The 19,318-nt window shown below is 35.5% G+C and carries 17 protein-coding genes and 1 pseudogene; 8 read left to right on the plus strand and 10 right to left on the minus strand.

Translation table 11 applies throughout. The features are described 5' to 3' along the window. Positions 1–5 precede the first annotated feature (5 nt). From CZ225_RS21870 to CZ225_RS21885, 4 genes are all read left to right on the plus strand, one after another. On the plus strand, positions 6–1,283 hold the full coding sequence (locus CZ225_RS21870) for an MFS transporter (protein ID WP_077155493.1): 1,278 nt from the start codon (positions 6–8) through the stop codon (positions 1,281–1,283). Positions 1,284–1,317: 34 nt separating this feature from the next. Continuing rightward, positions 1,318–2,151, plus strand: coding sequence for an ATPase (locus CZ225_RS21875; RefSeq protein ID WP_077155494.1), 834 nt, complete (start codon positions 1,318–1,320; stop codon positions 2,149–2,151). 43 nt (positions 2,152–2,194) lie between these two features. Then, the gene (gene murQ / locus CZ225_RS21880; RefSeq protein ID WP_077155945.1) at positions 2,195–3,001 is read left to right on the plus strand and encodes an N-acetylmuramic acid 6-phosphate etherase; all 807 of its coding nucleotides are present in this window, start codon (positions 2,195–2,197) and stop codon (positions 2,999–3,001) included. A 133-nt stretch (positions 3,002–3,134) separates the two neighbouring features. Further along, positions 3,135–4,340, plus strand: a complete 1,206-nt coding sequence (locus tag CZ225_RS21885; protein ID WP_077155495.1) for an ATP-binding protein — start codon at positions 3,135–3,137, stop codon at positions 4,338–4,340. Positions 4,341–4,402: 62 nt separating this feature from the next. Here the strand turns inward: CZ225_RS21885 and CZ225_RS21890 are convergent, their stop codons facing one another. Together CZ225_RS21890 and CZ225_RS21895 are read right to left on the minus strand one after the other, a co-directional pair. Then, the gene (locus CZ225_RS21890) at positions 4,403–5,020 is read right to left on the minus strand and encodes a BamJ family beta-barrel-assembly machinery protein (protein WP_077155496.1); all 618 of its coding nucleotides are present in this window, start codon (positions 5,018–5,020) and stop codon (positions 4,403–4,405) included. Between the two features lie 11 nt (positions 5,021–5,031). Continuing rightward, entirely contained in the window at positions 5,032–6,573 is a 1,542-nt protein-coding gene (locus CZ225_RS21895; RefSeq protein WP_077155497.1) for a glycine--tRNA ligase, read from the minus strand. A gap of 216 nt (positions 6,574–6,789) precedes the next feature. Between CZ225_RS21895 and CZ225_RS21900 the strand changes: the two genes are divergently transcribed. Continuing rightward, positions 6,790–7,560: an FAD:protein FMN transferase gene (locus CZ225_RS21900; RefSeq protein WP_077155946.1), complete on the plus strand. Its 771-nt coding sequence runs from the start codon at positions 6,790–6,792 to the stop codon at positions 7,558–7,560. Between the two features lie 3 nt (positions 7,561–7,563). Next, positions 7,564–8,889, plus strand: a complete 1,326-nt coding sequence (locus CZ225_RS21905; protein ID WP_077155498.1) for a Gfo/Idh/MocA family protein — start codon at positions 7,564–7,566, stop codon at positions 8,887–8,889. Positions 8,890–9,301: 412 nt separating this feature from the next. Here CZ225_RS21905 and CZ225_RS21915 read toward each other — a convergent pair whose 3' ends face one another. The 8 genes and pseudogenes from CZ225_RS21915 to CZ225_RS21945 all read right to left on the minus strand — a co-directional run bounded on the left by CZ225_RS21915 (position 9,302) and on the right by CZ225_RS21945 (position 16,411). Further along, positions 9,302–9,805, minus strand: coding sequence for an HU family DNA-binding protein (locus CZ225_RS21915; RefSeq protein WP_077155500.1), 504 nt, complete (start codon positions 9,803–9,805; stop codon positions 9,302–9,304). Positions 9,806–10,165: 360 nt separating this feature from the next. Continuing rightward, entirely contained in the window at positions 10,166–10,660 is a 495-nt protein-coding gene (locus CZ225_RS21920) for a hypothetical protein (protein WP_077155501.1), read from the minus strand. A 40-nt stretch (positions 10,661–10,700) separates the two neighbouring features. Continuing rightward, positions 10,701–11,180 (minus strand): hypothetical protein, encoded by a 480-nt coding sequence (locus CZ225_RS21925; protein ID WP_077155502.1) that lies wholly within the window; start codon positions 11,178–11,180, stop codon positions 10,701–10,703. Positions 11,181–11,410: 230 nt separating this feature from the next. After that, positions 11,411–12,628, minus strand: coding sequence for a hypothetical protein (locus CZ225_RS21930; RefSeq protein WP_077155503.1), 1,218 nt, complete (start codon positions 12,626–12,628; stop codon positions 11,411–11,413). A gap of 89 nt (positions 12,629–12,717) precedes the next feature. After that, on the minus strand, positions 12,718–13,776 hold the full coding sequence (locus tag CZ225_RS21935; protein ID WP_234983107.1) for a vitamin K epoxide reductase family protein: 1,059 nt from the start codon (positions 13,774–13,776) through the stop codon (positions 12,718–12,720). Between the two features lie 174 nt (positions 13,777–13,950). Further along, positions 13,951–14,289: pseudogene (locus CZ225_RS24925) on the minus strand (cysteine peptidase family C39 domain-containing protein); the annotation flags it as partial. A 58-nt stretch (positions 14,290–14,347) separates the two neighbouring features. Continuing rightward, positions 14,348–15,052: a glycosyltransferase family 32 protein gene (locus tag CZ225_RS21940; protein WP_077155505.1), complete on the minus strand. Its 705-nt coding sequence runs from the start codon at positions 15,050–15,052 to the stop codon at positions 14,348–14,350. A 9-nt stretch (positions 15,053–15,061) separates the two neighbouring features. Next, a complete protein-coding gene (locus CZ225_RS21945; RefSeq protein WP_077155506.1) occupies positions 15,062–16,411 on the minus strand; it encodes a DUF6734 family protein in 1,350 nt (449 codons plus the stop codon). 834 nt (positions 16,412–17,245) lie between these two features. Here CZ225_RS21945 and CZ225_RS21955 point away from each other — a divergent pair. After that, positions 17,246–17,719, plus strand: coding sequence for an RNA polymerase sigma factor (locus CZ225_RS21955; RefSeq protein ID WP_077155507.1), 474 nt, complete (start codon positions 17,246–17,248; stop codon positions 17,717–17,719). 113 nt (positions 17,720–17,832) lie between these two features. Beyond that, positions 17,833–19,260, plus strand: coding sequence for a DUF6734 family protein (locus CZ225_RS21960; protein WP_077155508.1), 1,428 nt, complete (start codon positions 17,833–17,835; stop codon positions 19,258–19,260). Positions 19,261–19,318: the final 58 nt, after the last annotated feature.

Below are 19,318 nucleotides of genomic sequence, written 5' to 3' on the forward strand. Positions count from 1 at the left end.
TCCTGATGACAACAAGAAATAAAAATCTCTGGAGCTGGATTCCCACTCTCTATTTTGCAGAAGGGCTCCCCAATGTGGCAGTGGTAACTATCGCTGTCATCATGTATAAACGTCTGGGATTATCGAACACAGATATCGCACTCTATACCTCCTGGTTATATCTGCCTTGGATCATCAAACCACTGTGGAGCCCTTTTGTCGATCTGATAAAAACAAAGCGTGCCTGGATTATCGCTATGCAGAGCTTTATTGCTGCCGGATTTGCCGGAATTGCTTTTTTTATTCCGACAGCACATTATGTACAGTTCACCCTTGCCTTTTTCTGGTTATTGGCATTCAGTTCCGCTACCCATGATATTGCAGCAGACGGTTTCTATATGCTTGGGCTTACCAACAAAGAACAATCCTTTTTTGTCGGTATTCGAAATATGTTTTATCGCTTTGCCAATATTTTCGGCCAAGGTATACTTGTCATGCTGGCAGGTTGGTTAGAAACATCTCAAGGCAATATCCCTTTGGCATGGAGTATTGTCTTCTATCTGATGGCAGGACTTTTCCTCGCTCTGACTCTTTATCATCGGTTAGTTCTTCCACATCCTGAGGCAGACGTAAAACGGGAAGGATTAACACCCAGGAAATTGCTGGAAGACTTCTTTAAAACATTCTTCTCTTTCTTTCGAAAAAAAAATTTACCCCTGATGTTTTTCTTCCTCCTCACCTATCGGTTAGGAGAATCACAACTGGCAAAAATAGCCTCCCCTTTCTTACTCGACAAAGCTGATTTGGGAGGATTAGCTCTTTCCACCGGAAAAGTCGGCATGATTTATGGTACAATAGGGGTAGTAGCTCTGTTAGTTGGGGGCATTATTAGTGGCTTCCTTGTTTCACGTGACGGTCTAAAAAAATGGATATTACCCATGGCACTGGCAATCAACTTGCCTGACCTGCTTTATGTATGGATGGCAGCTACCACTCCCAGCAGTCCCCTGTTCATATCAATTTGTGTAGCCATTGAACAGTTAGGCTATGGATTCGGTTTTACAGCTTATATGCTTTATTTAATATACATTGCTGACGGAGAACACAAGACAGCCCATTATGCCATCGGAACCGGTTTCATGGCACTTGGCATGATGATCCCGGGTATGCCTGCCGGATGGATACAAGAGCATATTGGTTATACCTACTTTTTTATCTGGGTTTGTATTTGTACCATTCCGGGGATTATCGCTGCATGGATGATTCACAAACGATTGGATGATTCATTTGGCAGAAAAGTATAAATGAAGTTATATTCTACCTAAAAGAAAATATGATATGATACTAATAGCAGACAGTGGTTCTACTAAAACCGATTGGTGTGTTGCACTCAACGGCACGCCCATTCAACGAATTGGAACAAAAGGATTGAATCCTTTCTTCCAAACGGAAGAAGATATTCAACGTGAACTAACCGCCACCCTTCTACCTCAATTGCCAGCAGGGAAGTTAGACGCCGTTTACTTTTACGGTGCCGGCTGTACACCTGAGAAAGCTCCTATTATCCGTCGTGCAATCGCTAACAGTCTACCCGTCATTGGGAATATTAAAATAAACTCGGACATGCTAGCTGCTGCCCATAGTTTATGTGGGCATGAAGCCGGGATTGTTTGCATTCTGGGTACAGGGTCCAATTCCTGTTTCTATAATGGTGAAGAAATTGTAGATAATGTATCTCCTCTAGGTTTTATTCTGGGAGACGAAGGAAGCGGTGCTGTTTTAGGAAAACTGTTAGTTGGCGATATCTTAAAAAATCAATTGCCTCCTGCACTAAAAGAAGCTTTCCTGAAACAGTTTGATTTAACTAGTCCCGAAATTATAGATCGTGTCTACCGCCAACCATTTCCTAATCGTTTCCTTGCCAGCTTATCTCCATTTCTGGCACAGCATATTGAAGAACCTGCTGTTCATTCATTAGTACTCAACAGCTTTCTCGCTTTCCTTCACAGAAATGTGATGCAGTATGATTATAAACATTATCCGGTACACTTTATCGGTTCTATTGCATATTACTATAAAGAGGTTTTGCAAGAAGCTATGCAACAAACGGATTTAAAATTAGGGAAAATATTCCAAAGTCCAATGGAAGGATTAATTCAATATCATCGATAATGTCTCCTCACTTGTAATACGTTTAAAAAAAGATAGAGAAATGATGCTAATCACAGAACAATCATCACTTTATGACGCCCTGGAGAAAAAATCCGTCCGGGAGATATTGGAAGATATCAATCGGGAAGACCAAAAAGTTGCACATGCAGTACAACAAACTATTCCTCAAATAGAAAAGCTTGTCAATCAGATTGTCCCTCGAATGAAACAAGGAGGGCGTATCTTCTATCTGGGAGCCGGAACTAGCGGACGTCTGGGAGTGCTCGACGCTTCCGAAATTCCTCCGACGTTCGGTATGCCTCCTAGTTGGGTGATCGGATTAATTGCCGGAGGTGATTCCGCTCTACGGAATCCCGTAGAAGGTGCAGAAGATGATACGGCTCAAGGATGGAAAGAACTCACAGAGCATCATATCAATGATAAAGATACAGTAATTGGCATTGCTGCATCCGGCACCACTCCTTATGTCATTGGTGCTTTACGGGAAGCTCGCAAACATGGTATTCTGACCGGATGTATCACCAGTAATCCGGACTCTCCTATGGCTGCGGAATCAGATGTAGCTATCGAAATGATCGTCGGCCCGGAATATGTGACGGGAAGTTCCCGTATGAAATCTGGTACAGGACAGAAAATGATTCTGAATATGATCAGTACCTCTGTCATGATTCAACTTGGGAGAGTTAAGGGAAACAAGATGGTGAATATGCAACTCAGTAACCATAAACTAGTGGAAAGGGGAACCAGAATGATTATGGAAGAATTAGGATTGAATCATGAAGAAGCTCAAAAACTATTGTTATTACATGGATCGGTGAAGAAAGCGATCGAAGCTTATCGAATTCGTTAATCGCCAGATTGAAATGCCACGACATTTAGAACATACTTCAAACTTTCCTATAATTTCTCAAAAGTTTGAAGTATAATTAAAACTTTTCCGTATATTCGTAAAAATTTGAAGTATAATTAAAACTTTTAATTGAATGAAGTTTCCTAAAGTCCTGAAAAAAAGAAAAGGTTATATTGAGCGAATAAAGCCTTTTATGAGAAAATCTGTTGCAAAAGTGCTAACAGGTCAGCGTCGTGTTGGTAAAAGTTTCCTTCTCTATCAACTTATCGAGGAAATCCTTTTTGAAGAACCGGATGCTAACATTATCTATATTAATCTGGAAGATTTCACATTTAATGCATTGCAAACTTCAGAGGATCTACATTCTTACATAATTACTAATAGCAAAGCGAATCAAAGAAACTACATCTTTGTTGATGAGATACAAGATATTCCTGAATTTGAAAAAGTTATCCGTTCACTTCTACTCAATGAAGACAATGATATATACATCACTGGTAGTAATGCAAAAATGCTTTCCGGAGAACTTGCTACTTATTTAAGTGGCAGGTATATAGAGTTCAAAGTATACAGCCTTTCTTATCCTGAGTTTCTCGAATTTCATGAATTATCTGAAAATGAGAAAAGCTATACTTTATACAGTCGTTACGGTGGACTTCCCTATTTACTAAATCTCCCGCTTGAAGATGAAACTGTAAACGAATATCTAAAGAGTGTATACTCTACAATTGTTTTTCGTGATGTTGTCAGTCGATATAAATTACGAAATACACAGTTTTTGGAAAAACTAATCCAATTCTTATCCGAAAATATAGGTAATCTCTTTTCTGCAAAAAACATTAGTGATTACCTAAAATCTCAACATACGACTATCTCTGTTAATCAGATTCAGAATTACATTGAATACTTAAGTAATGCTTTTCTTATTCACCGAGTAGAACGATATGATCTGATTGGGAAGCGAGTTTTCGAAATCGGAGAGAAATATTATTTCGAGAATATGGGAATACGAAATATTGTCGTAGGATACCGCATCACAGATAAAGCCAAAATATTAGAAAATCTAGTTTACAATCACCTTTTATATAAAGGATACGAGGTTAAAGTCGGTTATTATGGAGACAAAGAAATAGATTTTATTGCAGAAAAGAAAGGTGAAAAACTATATATTCAAGTTGCTCTAAAAATTGATTGTGAAAAAACTATTGAAAGAGAATTTGGAAATTTATTAAAAATACAAGATAATTATCCCAAAATGGTAATTACAGAAGATACTTTCAATGGGAATAGTTACGAAGGTATAAGATATCTTCCAATCCGGCAATTCTTAATGGAATAAAATAAATAACGACCTGTCTCTTTTCGAAAAGCAGGTCGTTATTCTTTTATCTACTGTATATCTTATTCTTTATTATCAACTGCCGCCGGATAATCAGTATCAAGCAACTGTAAGTCAAAGATCAATGCAGAATAACCTAAAATCTCTACCTGACCTTCAGAATTACCAGTACTTCCATACGCATATTGCCAAGGAATGTAAATTTCCCAACGATCACCTACAACCATATGTTGAAGTGCTTCCTGCCAACCGGAAATAACACTTCCCAGTTCAAAACTTGAAGCCTTTGTTTCTCCTTCATTGGCATTCGACTCATTCAGATTCGGATTATCCCCCGAAAAGCCATCAAAACGTTCACGAAGGATATTCATACCCTTATAATAAGTAGTAACCGTTGAAGCACTTGTAGGTCTCCGTCCTATCATATCCTGATTCAGTTTATCTGTTGTGACAGGTGTTTTTACTTTGTAATAAATAAATCTTTCCGGATCTATGTACATGCTGAATCGCTCTAAACCGCCCCTGCCAGGAACAGTTTCATAAACGTTCTCCAATGAGTCTATAAAAGCCTCATTTCGTGCACGCCAATTATCATAACGACCAACCTCCTCAGTTTCTTCGCAAGAAACAAAGGCCAAAGCCAACAAAATTAAAGAGAATAAATAGATTTTTTTACTCATTCGTCAAAGGTTTATTGTAAAGTTTTCAATAGAGAAGTGATGCTTACTCTGTCTGCAATAATATTGTTCAGTTCAGAGATAGCCACACGCTCTTGCTGCATTGTATCGCGATTACGCAATGTCACGCAATTGTCTTCTAATGTCTGGTGATCGACAGTCACACAGTAAGGAGTACCGATCGCGTCCTGACGACGGTAACGTTTACCGATACTGTCTTTCTCATCGTATTGACAATGGAAATGGAATTTCAAATCATCAATAATCTCACGAGCTTTCTCAGGTAGCCCATCTTTCTTTACCAACGGCATAACAGCCAGTTTCACCGGAGCCAACGCAGCAGGTAATTTCAGTACAACACGACTTTCGCCGTTTTCCAGTTGTTCCTCGCAATAAGCAGCACTCATGATACTCAGGAACATACGATCTACACCGATAGAAGTTTCAATCACATACGGAGTATAAGATTCATTCAATTCCGGATCAAAGTACTTAATACTCTTTCCTGAGAATTTCTCATGTTGAGACAAGTCGAAATTAGTACGGGAGTGAATCCCTTCCACTTCTTTGAAACCAAAAGGCATTAAGAATTCAATATCAGTTGCAGCATTTGCATAGTGAGCCAGTTTATCATGATCATGATAACGATAGTGATCGTCACCGAATCCCAGAGCCTTATGCCATCTCAGACGGATTTCTTTCCATTTCTTGAACCAGTCAAGTTCTGTTCCCGGTTTTACAAAGAACTGCATCTCCATCTGTTCAAACTCACGCATACGGAAAATGAACTGACGGGCAACAATTTCATTACGGAAAGCCTTACCAATCTGAGCAATACCGAAAGGAACCTTCATACGACCTGTTTTCTGTACATTCAGGTAGTTCACGAAAATCCCCTGTGCAGTCTCAGGACGAAGATAAATCTTCATAGCACCCTCCGAAGTAGATCCCATATCAGTAGAGAACATCAGGTTGAACTGACGAACCTCTGTCCAATTTTTTGTTCCGGAGATCGGACATACAATTTCTTCATCCAGAATAATCTGACGAAGCTCTTCAAAATCATTATCATTCAATGCCTTGGCGAAACGTGCATGTAACGCGTCACGTTTTGCCTGATGTTCCAATACACGCCCGTTAGTAGAACGGAATTGAGCCTCATCAAAAGCATCACCGAATTTCTTTGCAGCCTTGGCTACTTCTTTATTGATCTTATCATCGTATTTAGCCAGCTGATCTTCAACCAATACGTCAGCACGATAACGTTTTTTAGAATCTTTATTGTCAATCAAAGGGTCATTGAATGCATCAACGTGTCCGGAAGCCTTCCAGATAGTTGGGTGCATAAAGATGGCAGAGTCAATACCAACGATGTTTTCGTGCAACAGTACCATGCTGTCCCACCAATATTTCTTTATGTTGTTCTTCAATTCAACGCCCATCTGACCGTAGTCATATACAGCGCCTAGTCCGTCGTAGATATCGCTCGAAGGAAATACAAAACCATATTCCTTGCAGTGCGATACAAGTTTCTTAAAAACGTCTTCTTGTGCCATTTCTTCTATCTATCTATTAATTTGAGTTTGCTTTTTTACTAAAAAGTGCCACAAAGATAGGTATTTATCTCATAAATAAGACAGCTAGGGTATTAATTTATCTTATTCGTGAACATCTTCAAAGGATTTCTCCTATATTTGTAGTTCGAAATACGACAATTAGAAAGTAACCGTTGCATGTTAGAAGTACAAAGTACATATTATGAAAACGAATCCATGTTTCATGGATTTATGAATCACATCATGGGAACCCGGCTCGACATCTTACTCATTCATCCCGACCCAACATTAGCAGATAAGTTATGGTCAGCTATTGTAGAAGAGCTGAAATGTTTGGAGAAAATGCTCGATCGTTTCAACCCTCAAAGTGAAGTGGCCCTTCTAAACAAACATCTTTCAGTGAATAAAACCCCAATAAGCACAGAGCTATGGACCATGTTACAGCTTTGCCGCCAATATTACGAACAAACACTTCACTTGTTCGATATAACACTAAAAGACTTCTCACAGGTAAATTTCCATAGCAACTGTTTTATTTCTTCCAATCAACCGGATTTATCATTCGACTTTGGAGGATTTGCCAAGGGATATGCGCTAAAAAAAATCAGGAAGATGATCGTTTGCGCAAACGTTAAGAATGCGTTTGTCAATTTTGGCAACAGTTCCATTATGGGCATTGGGCATCATCCTTACGGAACATGCTGGAAAGTTAGTTTTCTCAATCCATACAACCAAATTCCGTTAAATGAATTCGATCTCAATGATACAACATTATCTACCTCGGGAAATACCGGGCAATACACCGGACATATTATCAATCCACTCACTGGTGTCTATGACGAACAACGGAAAGCCAGTACCATAGTTTCCGAAGATCCTCTGGACGCCGAAGTACTTAGCACCGTCTGGATGATTGCCAATGAACAACAACGGGAACAAATCAACACGAATTTCAAGAATATAAAAGGAATAATATATACATTATAAACAATGAAGAACAATACAGAAAAAGGTGTAGACCTTAGTCTCAGACAATTCATTAAAAGTCTGGGATACATTGCCGGAGGAAGTGCATTATTGGCGAGTACTCCTTGGCTCACTTCTTGCACACCCGAAAAGCTAAAAGAAATCAGCAGTGAAAAAGCGCGGGTAGCTGTTATCGGTACAGGATCCAGAGGACAATACCACCTTCACAACCTCAAAGAGATCCCCCATGCACAGGTAGTTGCTATCTGTGACAATTATCCTCCCAATCTGAAAGCTGCACAGGAATTATTCCCGAATGCAAAAACTTATACGGACTACAAGAAATTGCTGGAATCTAAAGATATTGACGGAGTTATCATCGCTACTCCGCTTAATTGGCATGCATGTATTACATTGGATGCTCTTTCCGCCGGCAAACATGTATTTTGCGAAAAAGCAATGGCACGTACTCTGGAAGAATGTAAAACGGTGTACGATACTTATCAGAATACCAACCAAGTGCTTTACTTTTGCATGCAACGGATGTATGATGAGAAATATATCAAGGCAATGCAAATGATTCATTCCGGACTCATCGGAGAGGTAGTAGGAATGCGATGCCATTGGTTCCGTAATGCAGATTGGAGACGTCCTGTTCCTTCACCAGAGTTGGAACGTAAAATTAACTGGCGACTTTATAAGGAAAGTTCCGGCGGTTTGATGACCGAACTGGGTAGCCATCAATTGGAAGTCTGCAACTGGGCAATACATAAAATGCCAACACACATCATGGGTATGGGCGACATCGTTTACTGGAAAGACGGCCGGGAGGTTTATGATAGTGTAAATGTGACTTATCGGTATTCTAACGGAGCAAAGATTGCTTACGAGTCATTGATCTCTAACAAATTCAATGGAATGGAAGAACAAATTCTGGGACATAAAGGAACGATGGATTTGTCAAAAGGACTTTATTATCTGGAAGAAGACCATTCCACCACCGGTATCCGCCAATTAATCGATCAGGTAAAAGATAAAGTATTTGCCGCTATCCCTACAGCCGGTCCTAGCTGGCGCCCCGAAACCAAGATGGAATATATACCACACTTCGTAATCGATGGAGGTAGCAATGTCAGCAACGGTTTGAGTATGGTTGGATTCGAGAAGGACGGATCAGATACTATTCTTTCTTCCTTCTGTCAGTCATGCATCACCGGAGAAAAAGCGAAGGATGTTGTAGAAGAAGCCTATTGTTCTTCAGTACTTTGCTTACTGGGTAACCAGTCTATGGAAGAAGAACGTTGCATTGTTTTCCCGGATGAATATAAAATACCATACATGAAATTTTAAGCCATGAAAGATATCGTCATAACTTCAAAAAAAATCAAGAGAGAAAGAAATATCTATATATTGTGCTTTGTCCTTGCGTTCATTATTAACATTATAGCTATTATTGTTTATACACGTCCATGGGTCGAAATGTTCTCCCAGATAGGCTATGTATTTGTCATCAGCCTGTTCATCTATTTTGTGCTGTGGATTCTCCGGTTACTTTATATGGGCGGAAAAAGCCTGTTTAAAAAGAATAAAAAGACATGCTAAGTTATTCTTACGCTTTTCAATCAAAATAGTGATTTGATTCTAAGATGAAATGAGTTATTTACTATTGTACAAATAGCCCTATTCAATTAAAAATAGAACCCTGATACAAAAAGTACCTGATTATTCAGGTAACCAGTACCAGGGTTTATTTATATTTTAGTTATTCACCAGCTTCCTCTTCCCATATTTCCGTACCCGACTCAGCTTTTTCCTGTTCCATATCTACCTTCTTCATCTCTTTCGTCAACATATTTTCCGGCATATAATATTTAAAAGGAATACGCACACACTTTATCTTTTTCACTTCCCGGCTAAAATCAGGATGTGCCACGAAATATACGCGAGAGACAGATACCTTTCCCGGTGTCACTTGTTCCGGACGCTCAAATCCCGGACTTGTCAATGCCGTTTGAAAAGTTCCTAACCCTTCAATGGTTACTGACTCTCCCAAGGAAAGCATTTGCAGAATGTTAGCAACCATTTCGGTAAGAATACCCTCTATCTGCCCACGGTGGAAGCCGCTTGTTTTTTCCATCCATAACGCTAATTCTCTATTTTTCACTCCTCCTCTCGGTTGCAACTTCTTCGGTACTGCATACCACAATTCTTTTCTTTCCCCGGACGTTAAATCCGCTTTTTTTCGCACTACATAAGGAACTCCCATAATCTTATACTCCTTTCTTTTTTTGTTAGTATTCCAATCTTGTTCGACACCCGGGTGTCGAGCATACCAAGACCCGGGTGTTGAACATGACGACACCCGGGTGTCGTACAGCACGAGACCCGGGTGTCATACAAGTTTTCAGTACTACAAAGATAAAACTTTATTGTAGAATAACAAATATTATAAGCTACTAAAATAAATTCTTTCTAAAAGCCTTATTTATTATTTTTCAACTATCACACACTCTGCTGTTTAGACAATGATGAATAAGCAAAGGATTATATTTACTTTCAAAAGTAGTATGTGACAACAAATCATATAGGCAAGACTGAATTCAATGAGAGCCATTGTCTTTCTTTTCTAGTACATCCAAACCAATTGAATATAGTTAATACCCTTCGCTCTTTTAGGATCATAATCCAATTTAAGGTGAGATTCCTTTTTTACTCGATTTTCAAGCTCCTCAAACACTTGTATAGGAATATCAACATTAGCAGGTAATCCTATCACAAGAAACCTCATTTCACCTTTTAGATCATAATTAGCTGCTATATAGACAGAAGATATATCTTCCTTTCTTTTTGTATGATAAGGATTCAATACCTCCATTGCAATAGAGTCAGGTCTTTCTCCCATTACAGTAATTTTTCTAATTCCATCTGGCCAATATCCATCCTCTAATCCTTCAAACGGATTATTCGCATTGGAATAGAACTTCCTTCCATGAGAAAAATATTCTACAACATAAGTATTTGAATCTGTTTTCTCATGCACCTTCTTTATTAAAGTCAAATTCTGAGAAAACAGTGCAGAAGACGCACACAAAATAGAAACAAATAAAAATAACGTCTTCATAATATATGCCTTTAATTAATTTACTCAGTTAAATAGGCACCTAGTACATCCAGACTAATTGAATATAGTTAAGCCCTTTCGCCCTTTCAGGATCATAATCCAATTTAAGGTGAGATTCCTTTTTCACTCGATTTTCAAGCTCCTCAAACACTTGTATAGGGACTTTCATATTGGCAAAGAAGCCAAATTCAAGAAACTTCATTTCACCTTTTAAATCATAATTCGCTCTTATATAGACAGAAGATTCATTTCTTTTTGTATAATAAGGTTTCAACACCTCCATTGCAATAGAATCCGGTCTTTCTCCCATAACAGTAACCTTCCTAATTTTTCCCTCCGGTGATACAAACTCCAATCCTTTGAATGGGTTATTTAGATTATAATAATATTTCCAATTTCTACAAGAGTCCACAACATAAGTGTTCGAGTCTGTTTTCAAATACCCCAGCTTTACAACATTCTGGGAAAATAGTGCAGAAGAAGCACACAAAATAGAAACAAATAAAAATAACGTCTTCATAATATATTCTTTTAGTTAAATTACTAAGTTAAGTAATCACCAGATAATGTAAACGCAAGATACAAAACAAAAAGTATAAAACAAAAAATTATGATCTTTTATTCCAAATAATCATGATTTGAGAGTTTCTTTTGATTTCATAATCAATCGTGAGAACCATAAGAAACATCTCAAACCACAATACTTCACTTTTGCATAGCATGTAATATGCTAAATTGACAACAAAGCTATCACCTGTCTATACATCTATTTTTTTCATTTTCTTGGCATTGCTCTCCAGCTAATCTCAAACCTTCATACAAAGCTTTATAATCATATACTTTAGTTGTATCATGAGTCTCATTCTTATATGAACCTTTTTTTTCAAATATTTCAAAAACCCATTTTAAACTATCTAATGAAATAGAATCTGGAGACGGGATTCCATGCTTTGTAATTTTCTCCAACCAGTTTCTATATCTCTTATCATCTTCTCTAGTTGTTCCGTTCGACAATAAATAGTAACATTCCTCTACCTCTTTACTAGCATCATACACTGCATCAACAGTATTTCGCGCATAAAACATAATATCCTGAAAAACCGCTTGTTCACATTCAAAAGGTTTTCTATTACCCCTATCATACAAACCCAAAGATTTTTGGAATAAATGAAAGGTTTCATGAGAAAGCCCACTACGAGTTATAGATTCAGTATCTCTGATAGTAAGTCCACTATTTACATCTCCAACCCCCATGGTTGAAGAAAATTTATCATCCATTTTCACTAAAGAAAAGCCTTTTTTTTTCTTTTTCAAATCTTCATAAATACCTTTATATCCACAATAACTTACCATTTGTTCAAATGTGTCTACAAGTTTATCCATTTGTTCTTTCGTAAGATTTTCATTATCCTTTATAAGATCTTTCAATTGATCTGCTAAAGGCTCTTTTTCTTTATCACCAGGTCGGTTTCCTGTTGTTCCTCCGCCTCCACCTCCAGTGGAACTTCCACTTACAGAACTACCATACCAAGAGCTACCATACCACCAAGAGCTGCCATACCACCAAGAACTACCATTTTCATCCGGCCAACTAGAGCTACTTGCAGAGCTGCTCCCAGAACTGCCAGTAACATCAACTTCTGGTATAATCCATCCCATACCACAGACATAAATTCCCGATACAGAAATTCCTCTATCAAGTAAATCATAATAAACGTCTTGAGACATACAATCTTCTGGTACAAATCCAAACCCTGAATCGGAACTATCACTAGAACCACAACCGCTGGAACCACTACCACTGGAACCACTACCACTGGAACCGCAACCACTGGAACCACTACCACTGGAACCGCAACCACTGGAACCACTACCACTAGAACCACAACCACTGGAACTTCCTGTTCTCAGCTGAGAATCACTTAAAATTTCAATGTTTCGCAATTTCAAATCTTCAATTTTACTCATAATCGTAATGTATAAAAATTAATTAATGCTGTAGATATTGCACGTGCTATTTACTTTTGCCCTACAACTTAACAAAAGCTTTATTTCATCTATATTTCCAAATCAAAAAAACAAATCAAATCTTCTATCTGATATAGATCAGGAAGTTGATAACCGTTAATAAAAACCGTAGGGGTTCCATCAAGACCTTTCATACCATCCCATCGCTGATGACATTCCAGTTCCGATCGAACAATCTTTTGATCTGTCTTTAAATCGTATTTCTTAAAAAATTTATCCTTATTTATTCTACCTTCCACAAACCAGTTATCATATATTTCCATTTTTTTACTTTCACTTATCACATTAGAGAAATAAACCGAAATTAGAAAAAGACTTCCGGAGTCATATACTTTTCCAAACGAACGGAAAATATACTGTATGCAAATTCTATCACCTGCTTTTGCCAATAACTGAATAACTCGCTTATGCATCTTTGCACAATGATAACAATCAGGATTTATCACTACTGTAAAAATTATGCGTGCATCCCTATTACCCCACAGTATTCTTGACACAGAGCTACTTATTGCATAATGTGTTTGTTGATACAACAATGCTTTAAAAACCTCCAGATTTATCTTTAAACAATACAATTCTTTTTCCAAATATTCAGTATATTTTCCATCATTTAGTTTTACTAATAAAATATTTATCACTAAAAGAGACACCCCATATATACATGCTGTCAATACAAAATTTAGTAGAGTATTTTGAGCGATTGCTATATTATTAAAGAGTATATCTACAAGAAATATCATCCACAACAAAAATTGTACGATCAGACAAAGAGGACACCATTGTTTGACTTTATATTTCTGATACCATATACTCCAAATACTGTATGGCAATCCCATAACATTAATCAAAGCCAAATAGGGAATTAAATGCGGAACCAAAATCGCAATAAAGACATTTGAAATAAAATAGCTCAATCCGATCTCACTCCATCCAATAACACCCATAATCTTTGCGGCCGGAGAAGCAAGAACTCTATTACAATTGCCTCTTTTCAGTATTGCACATATTCTATCTGCATGATCATTCGGAATATTTAGTTGCTTTTGTAAGAGTAACCAGCTTATATATATTCCCAATGTATTAATCATCAATAAAAGAAATATATATAAGTCATGGCAGGTATTATTCAGAACTAACCCGACGAAAAATAATAAAAGGATAATTGATAGGAAAACATTTCTACGTATCAAGTTAAATAAGTATTGCCTTCGATGTAATTCATAATTCGGTTCTCCCGAATATTCAACAGCTTCAGGCATAAGAATAACTCCATCCCACAGTTCCACAAACTCATCAGAAGAGATATTTACTTTCTGGCCTCCTTCCGCATATGAAACAATTCCGTTCATTACCTGATCTACCACAACTACTTTTCCTTTAAGAATAACTATGAAAGGAGTATCTATGGAATTAATTTCATCTTTATTCTTCATCTTAAAAATGATATGGTTTATTCCATATTTAGATAATACATTTAATATCCCAAATAAAGTATTCCGATCCGGACCTATATTATAAAGTTTACATAGATATGTTTTTGTAAACTTTATCCCCATCCGCTTAAACAGGAATTCTATTGTTTTTACATTTTCAAGTTGCATGTTACTTAGATTATATATTCAATATACCTTACATATTAATTTAATATCAACAATTCAATTACCTCCAATCTCCAAAAAAGTAATGAATTGCATAAGCATCTTTTAGCCTATATCCAGATTCCACATCACTCATTTCTCCCTGTAAATATCGTTTGGACTGCCAACAATCTAAAGGAGTTACATTTTTATCGGATAGTAAGAATATAGTTTTTCTTTCAGTTTCATTTAATTCATAATATAAATCAATCAACATCCATGGTCCGGTAGAAGTAAACACCTGTACGCTTTTGGGACGTTTATCATTACTGATTATTTGTTTAGAAAAAACAGCTTTTATGATTTTCTTCATAAACCAATGATCTGGAATACTAAGCATGAGAGCAGTATTAAGCATTAATACTTTTTTAAGAGAACTTCCATGAGTGATGGGGTCTAAAGCAAAGCAGCATTCTTGATTCTCAATCAAAGGTTCTATAGACATAATAGATTCATAATCAAAGTCTACATACATTCCCCCAATTTTATTGAGAAGTAGATACCGAACAGAGTCCCAACGTTGTATATCATAGGGAAAAGCTAAAAAACAGTCATAATATTCTGGATAGTTTTCTAAAACAAATTCATTAATCCGTGCATCATCCCAAAATTCATATTTCCAATCGGGATAATTTTTCTTCCATGTTTCACTTAATACATGATATTCTTTAGGTAATTCTTTATTCCCTCCCCATATTTGGTGGATGACCTTTGGTATTTTATTCATAATCAATAACTAAATAATATTTAAAAAAATAAGTTTATTATAAAACAGATATTCCAATTTCTCTCTAATTCGCTGTTCAATTATCTTTTTATTCTCCTCAGTATTAGGTTGAAAACATGATTGTAATCTATTATACAAAGAATCAAAGCTCTTTGCTTTATTCAAAATAATCAATATATTATAACTCAAATCATCAATAGGTACTTCATGAAAACCATTATTAAGGAGACTAGGGATAATTGCCATATCTGATTGAGGTAGTTTTTCTCTACCTTGTTTCTCATAAATTGATAAATAAGGATTTCTCCTAATCGTGACTGCCTTTTTTTGCTCATCAGTAAATTGAAAAAACGGGAAATAGCAACATGACTTCTTTTCCAAATCAAGTAATATGTCATTAGATAATTTTCTCCATTTTTTTCGAAGTTTATCTACGAATTCTGAATAAGGCAATACATAGGTTACTCCTTTATTCAGATTCTGGAAACGCTTGTGATTTTCAGGAAATAGTTCTATAATTCGTTGATAATACTCGGGATATTTATTAAGCAAGGTTTTACCTAGTAACGCACAAATACGTGGATTTCTCTTGTGTCCCCCGATAATATGCATTAGAGGATAATTCTCATATAAGTAGAAATCACAAAAATCAGAATATGAATAGCCGTTGTCATTTATTTTTCGCTCTAAAACAGTCGTTATATTTTTATTTTTCTCAGTTGCCAAGGCATAAAAAAGAATTTGCTCAAACAAAATATTATGGCTTAAATAATTTTCACCACCATTAAACAAATTATTCATATTAATATAATCGAAAACCGTTTGACAATATTCCTGAATAAATTGAATATCATTTCCCCCAAACACACCTGCATTATAAGATGGTATGGATTCTTTCTGTAATTCTCTTTCTAAAAAATCGGGAAATAAAATATTCTCTAACCTTATATTATTCACCATATTTTTATAATATTCCGTTCCAATCTCACTATTTTGTGCTATTATTTCTCCTTGTTCTACTTTTGTTTTTAACCTTTTTGGCAGATAAACATCCCCATCGATGTGAAGAAAAGGTTTCTTCTGTAATGAATATGTTAATACCTTTGAATACGCCCATTGATGCTTAGGACATCTCAAACCATCATACTGGATTATAACATCGGTATAAGGTAATTTCAATCGCTCTATAAACACATTATATCCACTCGTATCTGTATACAAAACCACTTCATTATAATTTTCCCTTAGACTCAAACAACTTAATGCCCAAGACATTAAATGATATTGTGGTTCAAGCCAACCATAAGGATTTCTTAAAGGATCTCCTTCTGCACTCCAAAAAGTTTGTACTATTCTCATAAATTCATTGATTTTTATCATTAATAAAATTAAAACATCATTCAAAAAACTTCTCTGAATTGGCTAAAATGACAGACAGATTAGCAAGCAATCTATATATAAATACTAATCAATCATGAAAAAATTCGATTGCAGATATCTTTTTTATTTTCTTATCTAAGCTTTCCGAATACAATAGTTGTACTAACTGTAGCAAAAATCGTATTTCAATAATAGTCAGAAGAGTGTGTTTTTTCTGAAAAATTCAACTATATGAAAATGTACTTCCCATAGAAAGAGTATAAACCTTGGTTAAAAATCAATAGAGCCACAAAAGACAACTATTTATACCCCCAAAAGCAGTTAACTGAAATATTTCTTCCTGCTAATAATATATTAATATCTATGTTTAAATGCATTCCAATCATATTTATCATATATGTTCTCAAAATACTATTTGAAAAATAAAAATGATTCTATCCTACTAAATTCATATAAAAGTGTGCTTTTATTCATATATAAATCGAATTTTTTCAAAGGTTGTTAGTAATCTATTATAAGAAACACAACAATATTTATTATGAATAAAAAAAACAAATTGTATTGTGTAAATTATCATTTATACAATAATTTATTATCAAAATCTAAAGTACTAGAGATTAAAAGCGACCGGCTTACTGAAAGAATATCTGCCGTAAAAAACTTAATAAACTCTCTTCTTCTTGAAACAGATATTCTTATCTACTCTATGGAATATACTGCAAAACATTTGTATAAATGGTACACAACATACCGAAAATATACAAAGCAGTATAAAAGTAAAATATTACAATCACTTAATCAGGAGGGCAAACTATGAACTTAGATAAAGAACTTTCCAAATTATATCCTTGGATATTATATATGGCAAAGAGATATTGTAAACATCAACAAGATGCAGAAGATTTAGCAAATGATACTATTTATAAAATACTAGTTAATCGAAGTAGATTTGATTGTAACAAATCCCTTAGAGCATGGTGTTTTATAGTCTTACGAAATACATATATTACGATGTACAATAGATATTATACGTTAAGTTTCGTCGGATATGATGTAGTGATGGAAAACAGTTCTACGAGTTCCGCTTCAGACTCAGTACTATTCAGAGATGTTGTATCCGCTATCCGTCGATGTTATCAAAAATCATGTTGTATGGATTGCGTAATATACTTCGCAAAAGGATTTTCCTATGACGAAATAAGTGAAATTCTTAATATTCCTGTAAATACTGTGAGAAGCCGTATTTCTTATGGTCGTAAGCAATTATATCAAGAACTAAATTCTTGATTTATTAGAAATAGTTTGAAATTTATTATTAGATAAAAACTATTGTAGTGCATATTAAAAACGTTTGAATTTATTGTAACAAACATATATTATTTCATTAAAACAATAACGATATGAAAGTAGTACAAACCTTTTGGACTGGAAATAAGTCCTTGTTAGAAAATAATTTTGGGTGGATCAATCCACAATATCACCTGATGTCCTGGACACTAAGTTGCCTTAGTTTAAAAGAACATTATGAGGATATCGTATTGTATACGGATTCAAATGGCTATAAAGTTTTCGTTGAACTTCTGGACCTGCCGTATAAGGACGTAATTATCCAATATGATAATTTGTGTTGCCCAGAACCTCATTGGGCGTATCCTAAAATTGTAACATATTCACTCCAAAAAGAGCCATTTATACATGTGGATGGTGATGTGTATCTACCTAAAGGGCTAGATCATAATGTAGGAAGGGGAGGATTGATTGCCCAAAATTTAGAAATAGGTAGCAGTTATTATAAAAATATGATGAATGATGTTCTGCAAAGAAATATTTCAATGCCGGATTATCTGAGAGAAGAATTAGCTAAAGATTCCATAGGCTCATATAATGCCGGAATCCTTGGAGGCAATGATTTGGATTTTATACAGAAGTATTGCCAAACGGCATTTGGGATTATTGAGAATAATCATTTGAATGATATGAATAGCCCAAAGGTTCATATAAATAATAACATTCTCTTTGAACAAATTCTGTTTTATGCCCTCTCCAATACAGATAATAAGCCTGTGACCACTGTACTTGATTATAGTGTCCGTGATAACGGATATACCTATAATGACTTTTGTGATTTCTATAGGTATAATGAGGCGACATTGATGCATATTTTGGATGGACATAAAAGAAATCAGCGAATCTGTGAACTGTTGGGTAAATCCTTATTATACAAATATCCTGAGTATTACAAGCGAGTATTGGAACTGTTTCCATATAACCATAAGCGGTTGCGTGACAAAAACAAATATTCAATAACTCCCGGCTTAACTTCTCAGATGTGCATTGCTGCTTATCATGATCACTTAGACAGTTTATCCGAAAAGTGGAGAAAAATATCCAATGAAGATTTATATAACCAAGAGAAACATTCATCTGCTTACATTGCCTTCTTGAATGCTAAACGTGGAATACAAAATTTATGCATTCTTAGTAGAAATCCTTATTTGTCCGTTTTTGAGATTCCTAAACATTGGCCATTGGAAGCCAAACGTTTGCTAAGGGATCGAATCAATAAAGATATGCCTTTCGATAATTTTGATATCGTTTGTATTCCCAGTTTGCTCAACGAAGGATTTAAAGAGATAATCATCAAAGATTTATGTTACAATATTTTGAATTTATTGAAAGAGAAACAAACATTTGGATGTCTATTTGAAGAGTTGTTACCTCTTCTTTCATTTGAGATAAAGAAAGACGAGTATCAAGTTTACAGATTAGTTATAAATGAACTTGAATATCTCTTTTACCATGGATTGATATGTGTTGAATCAAATTGAGATAGTGTTTTTCACTATATATAATTATTTAATTTATAAACTTTTAAAAACAAAAGAA

It is taken from the genome of Bacteroides bouchesdurhonensis, from assembly GCF_900155865.1.
Taxonomy (GTDB): Bacteria; Bacteroidota; Bacteroidia; order Bacteroidales; family Bacteroidaceae; genus Bacteroides; species Bacteroides bouchesdurhonensis.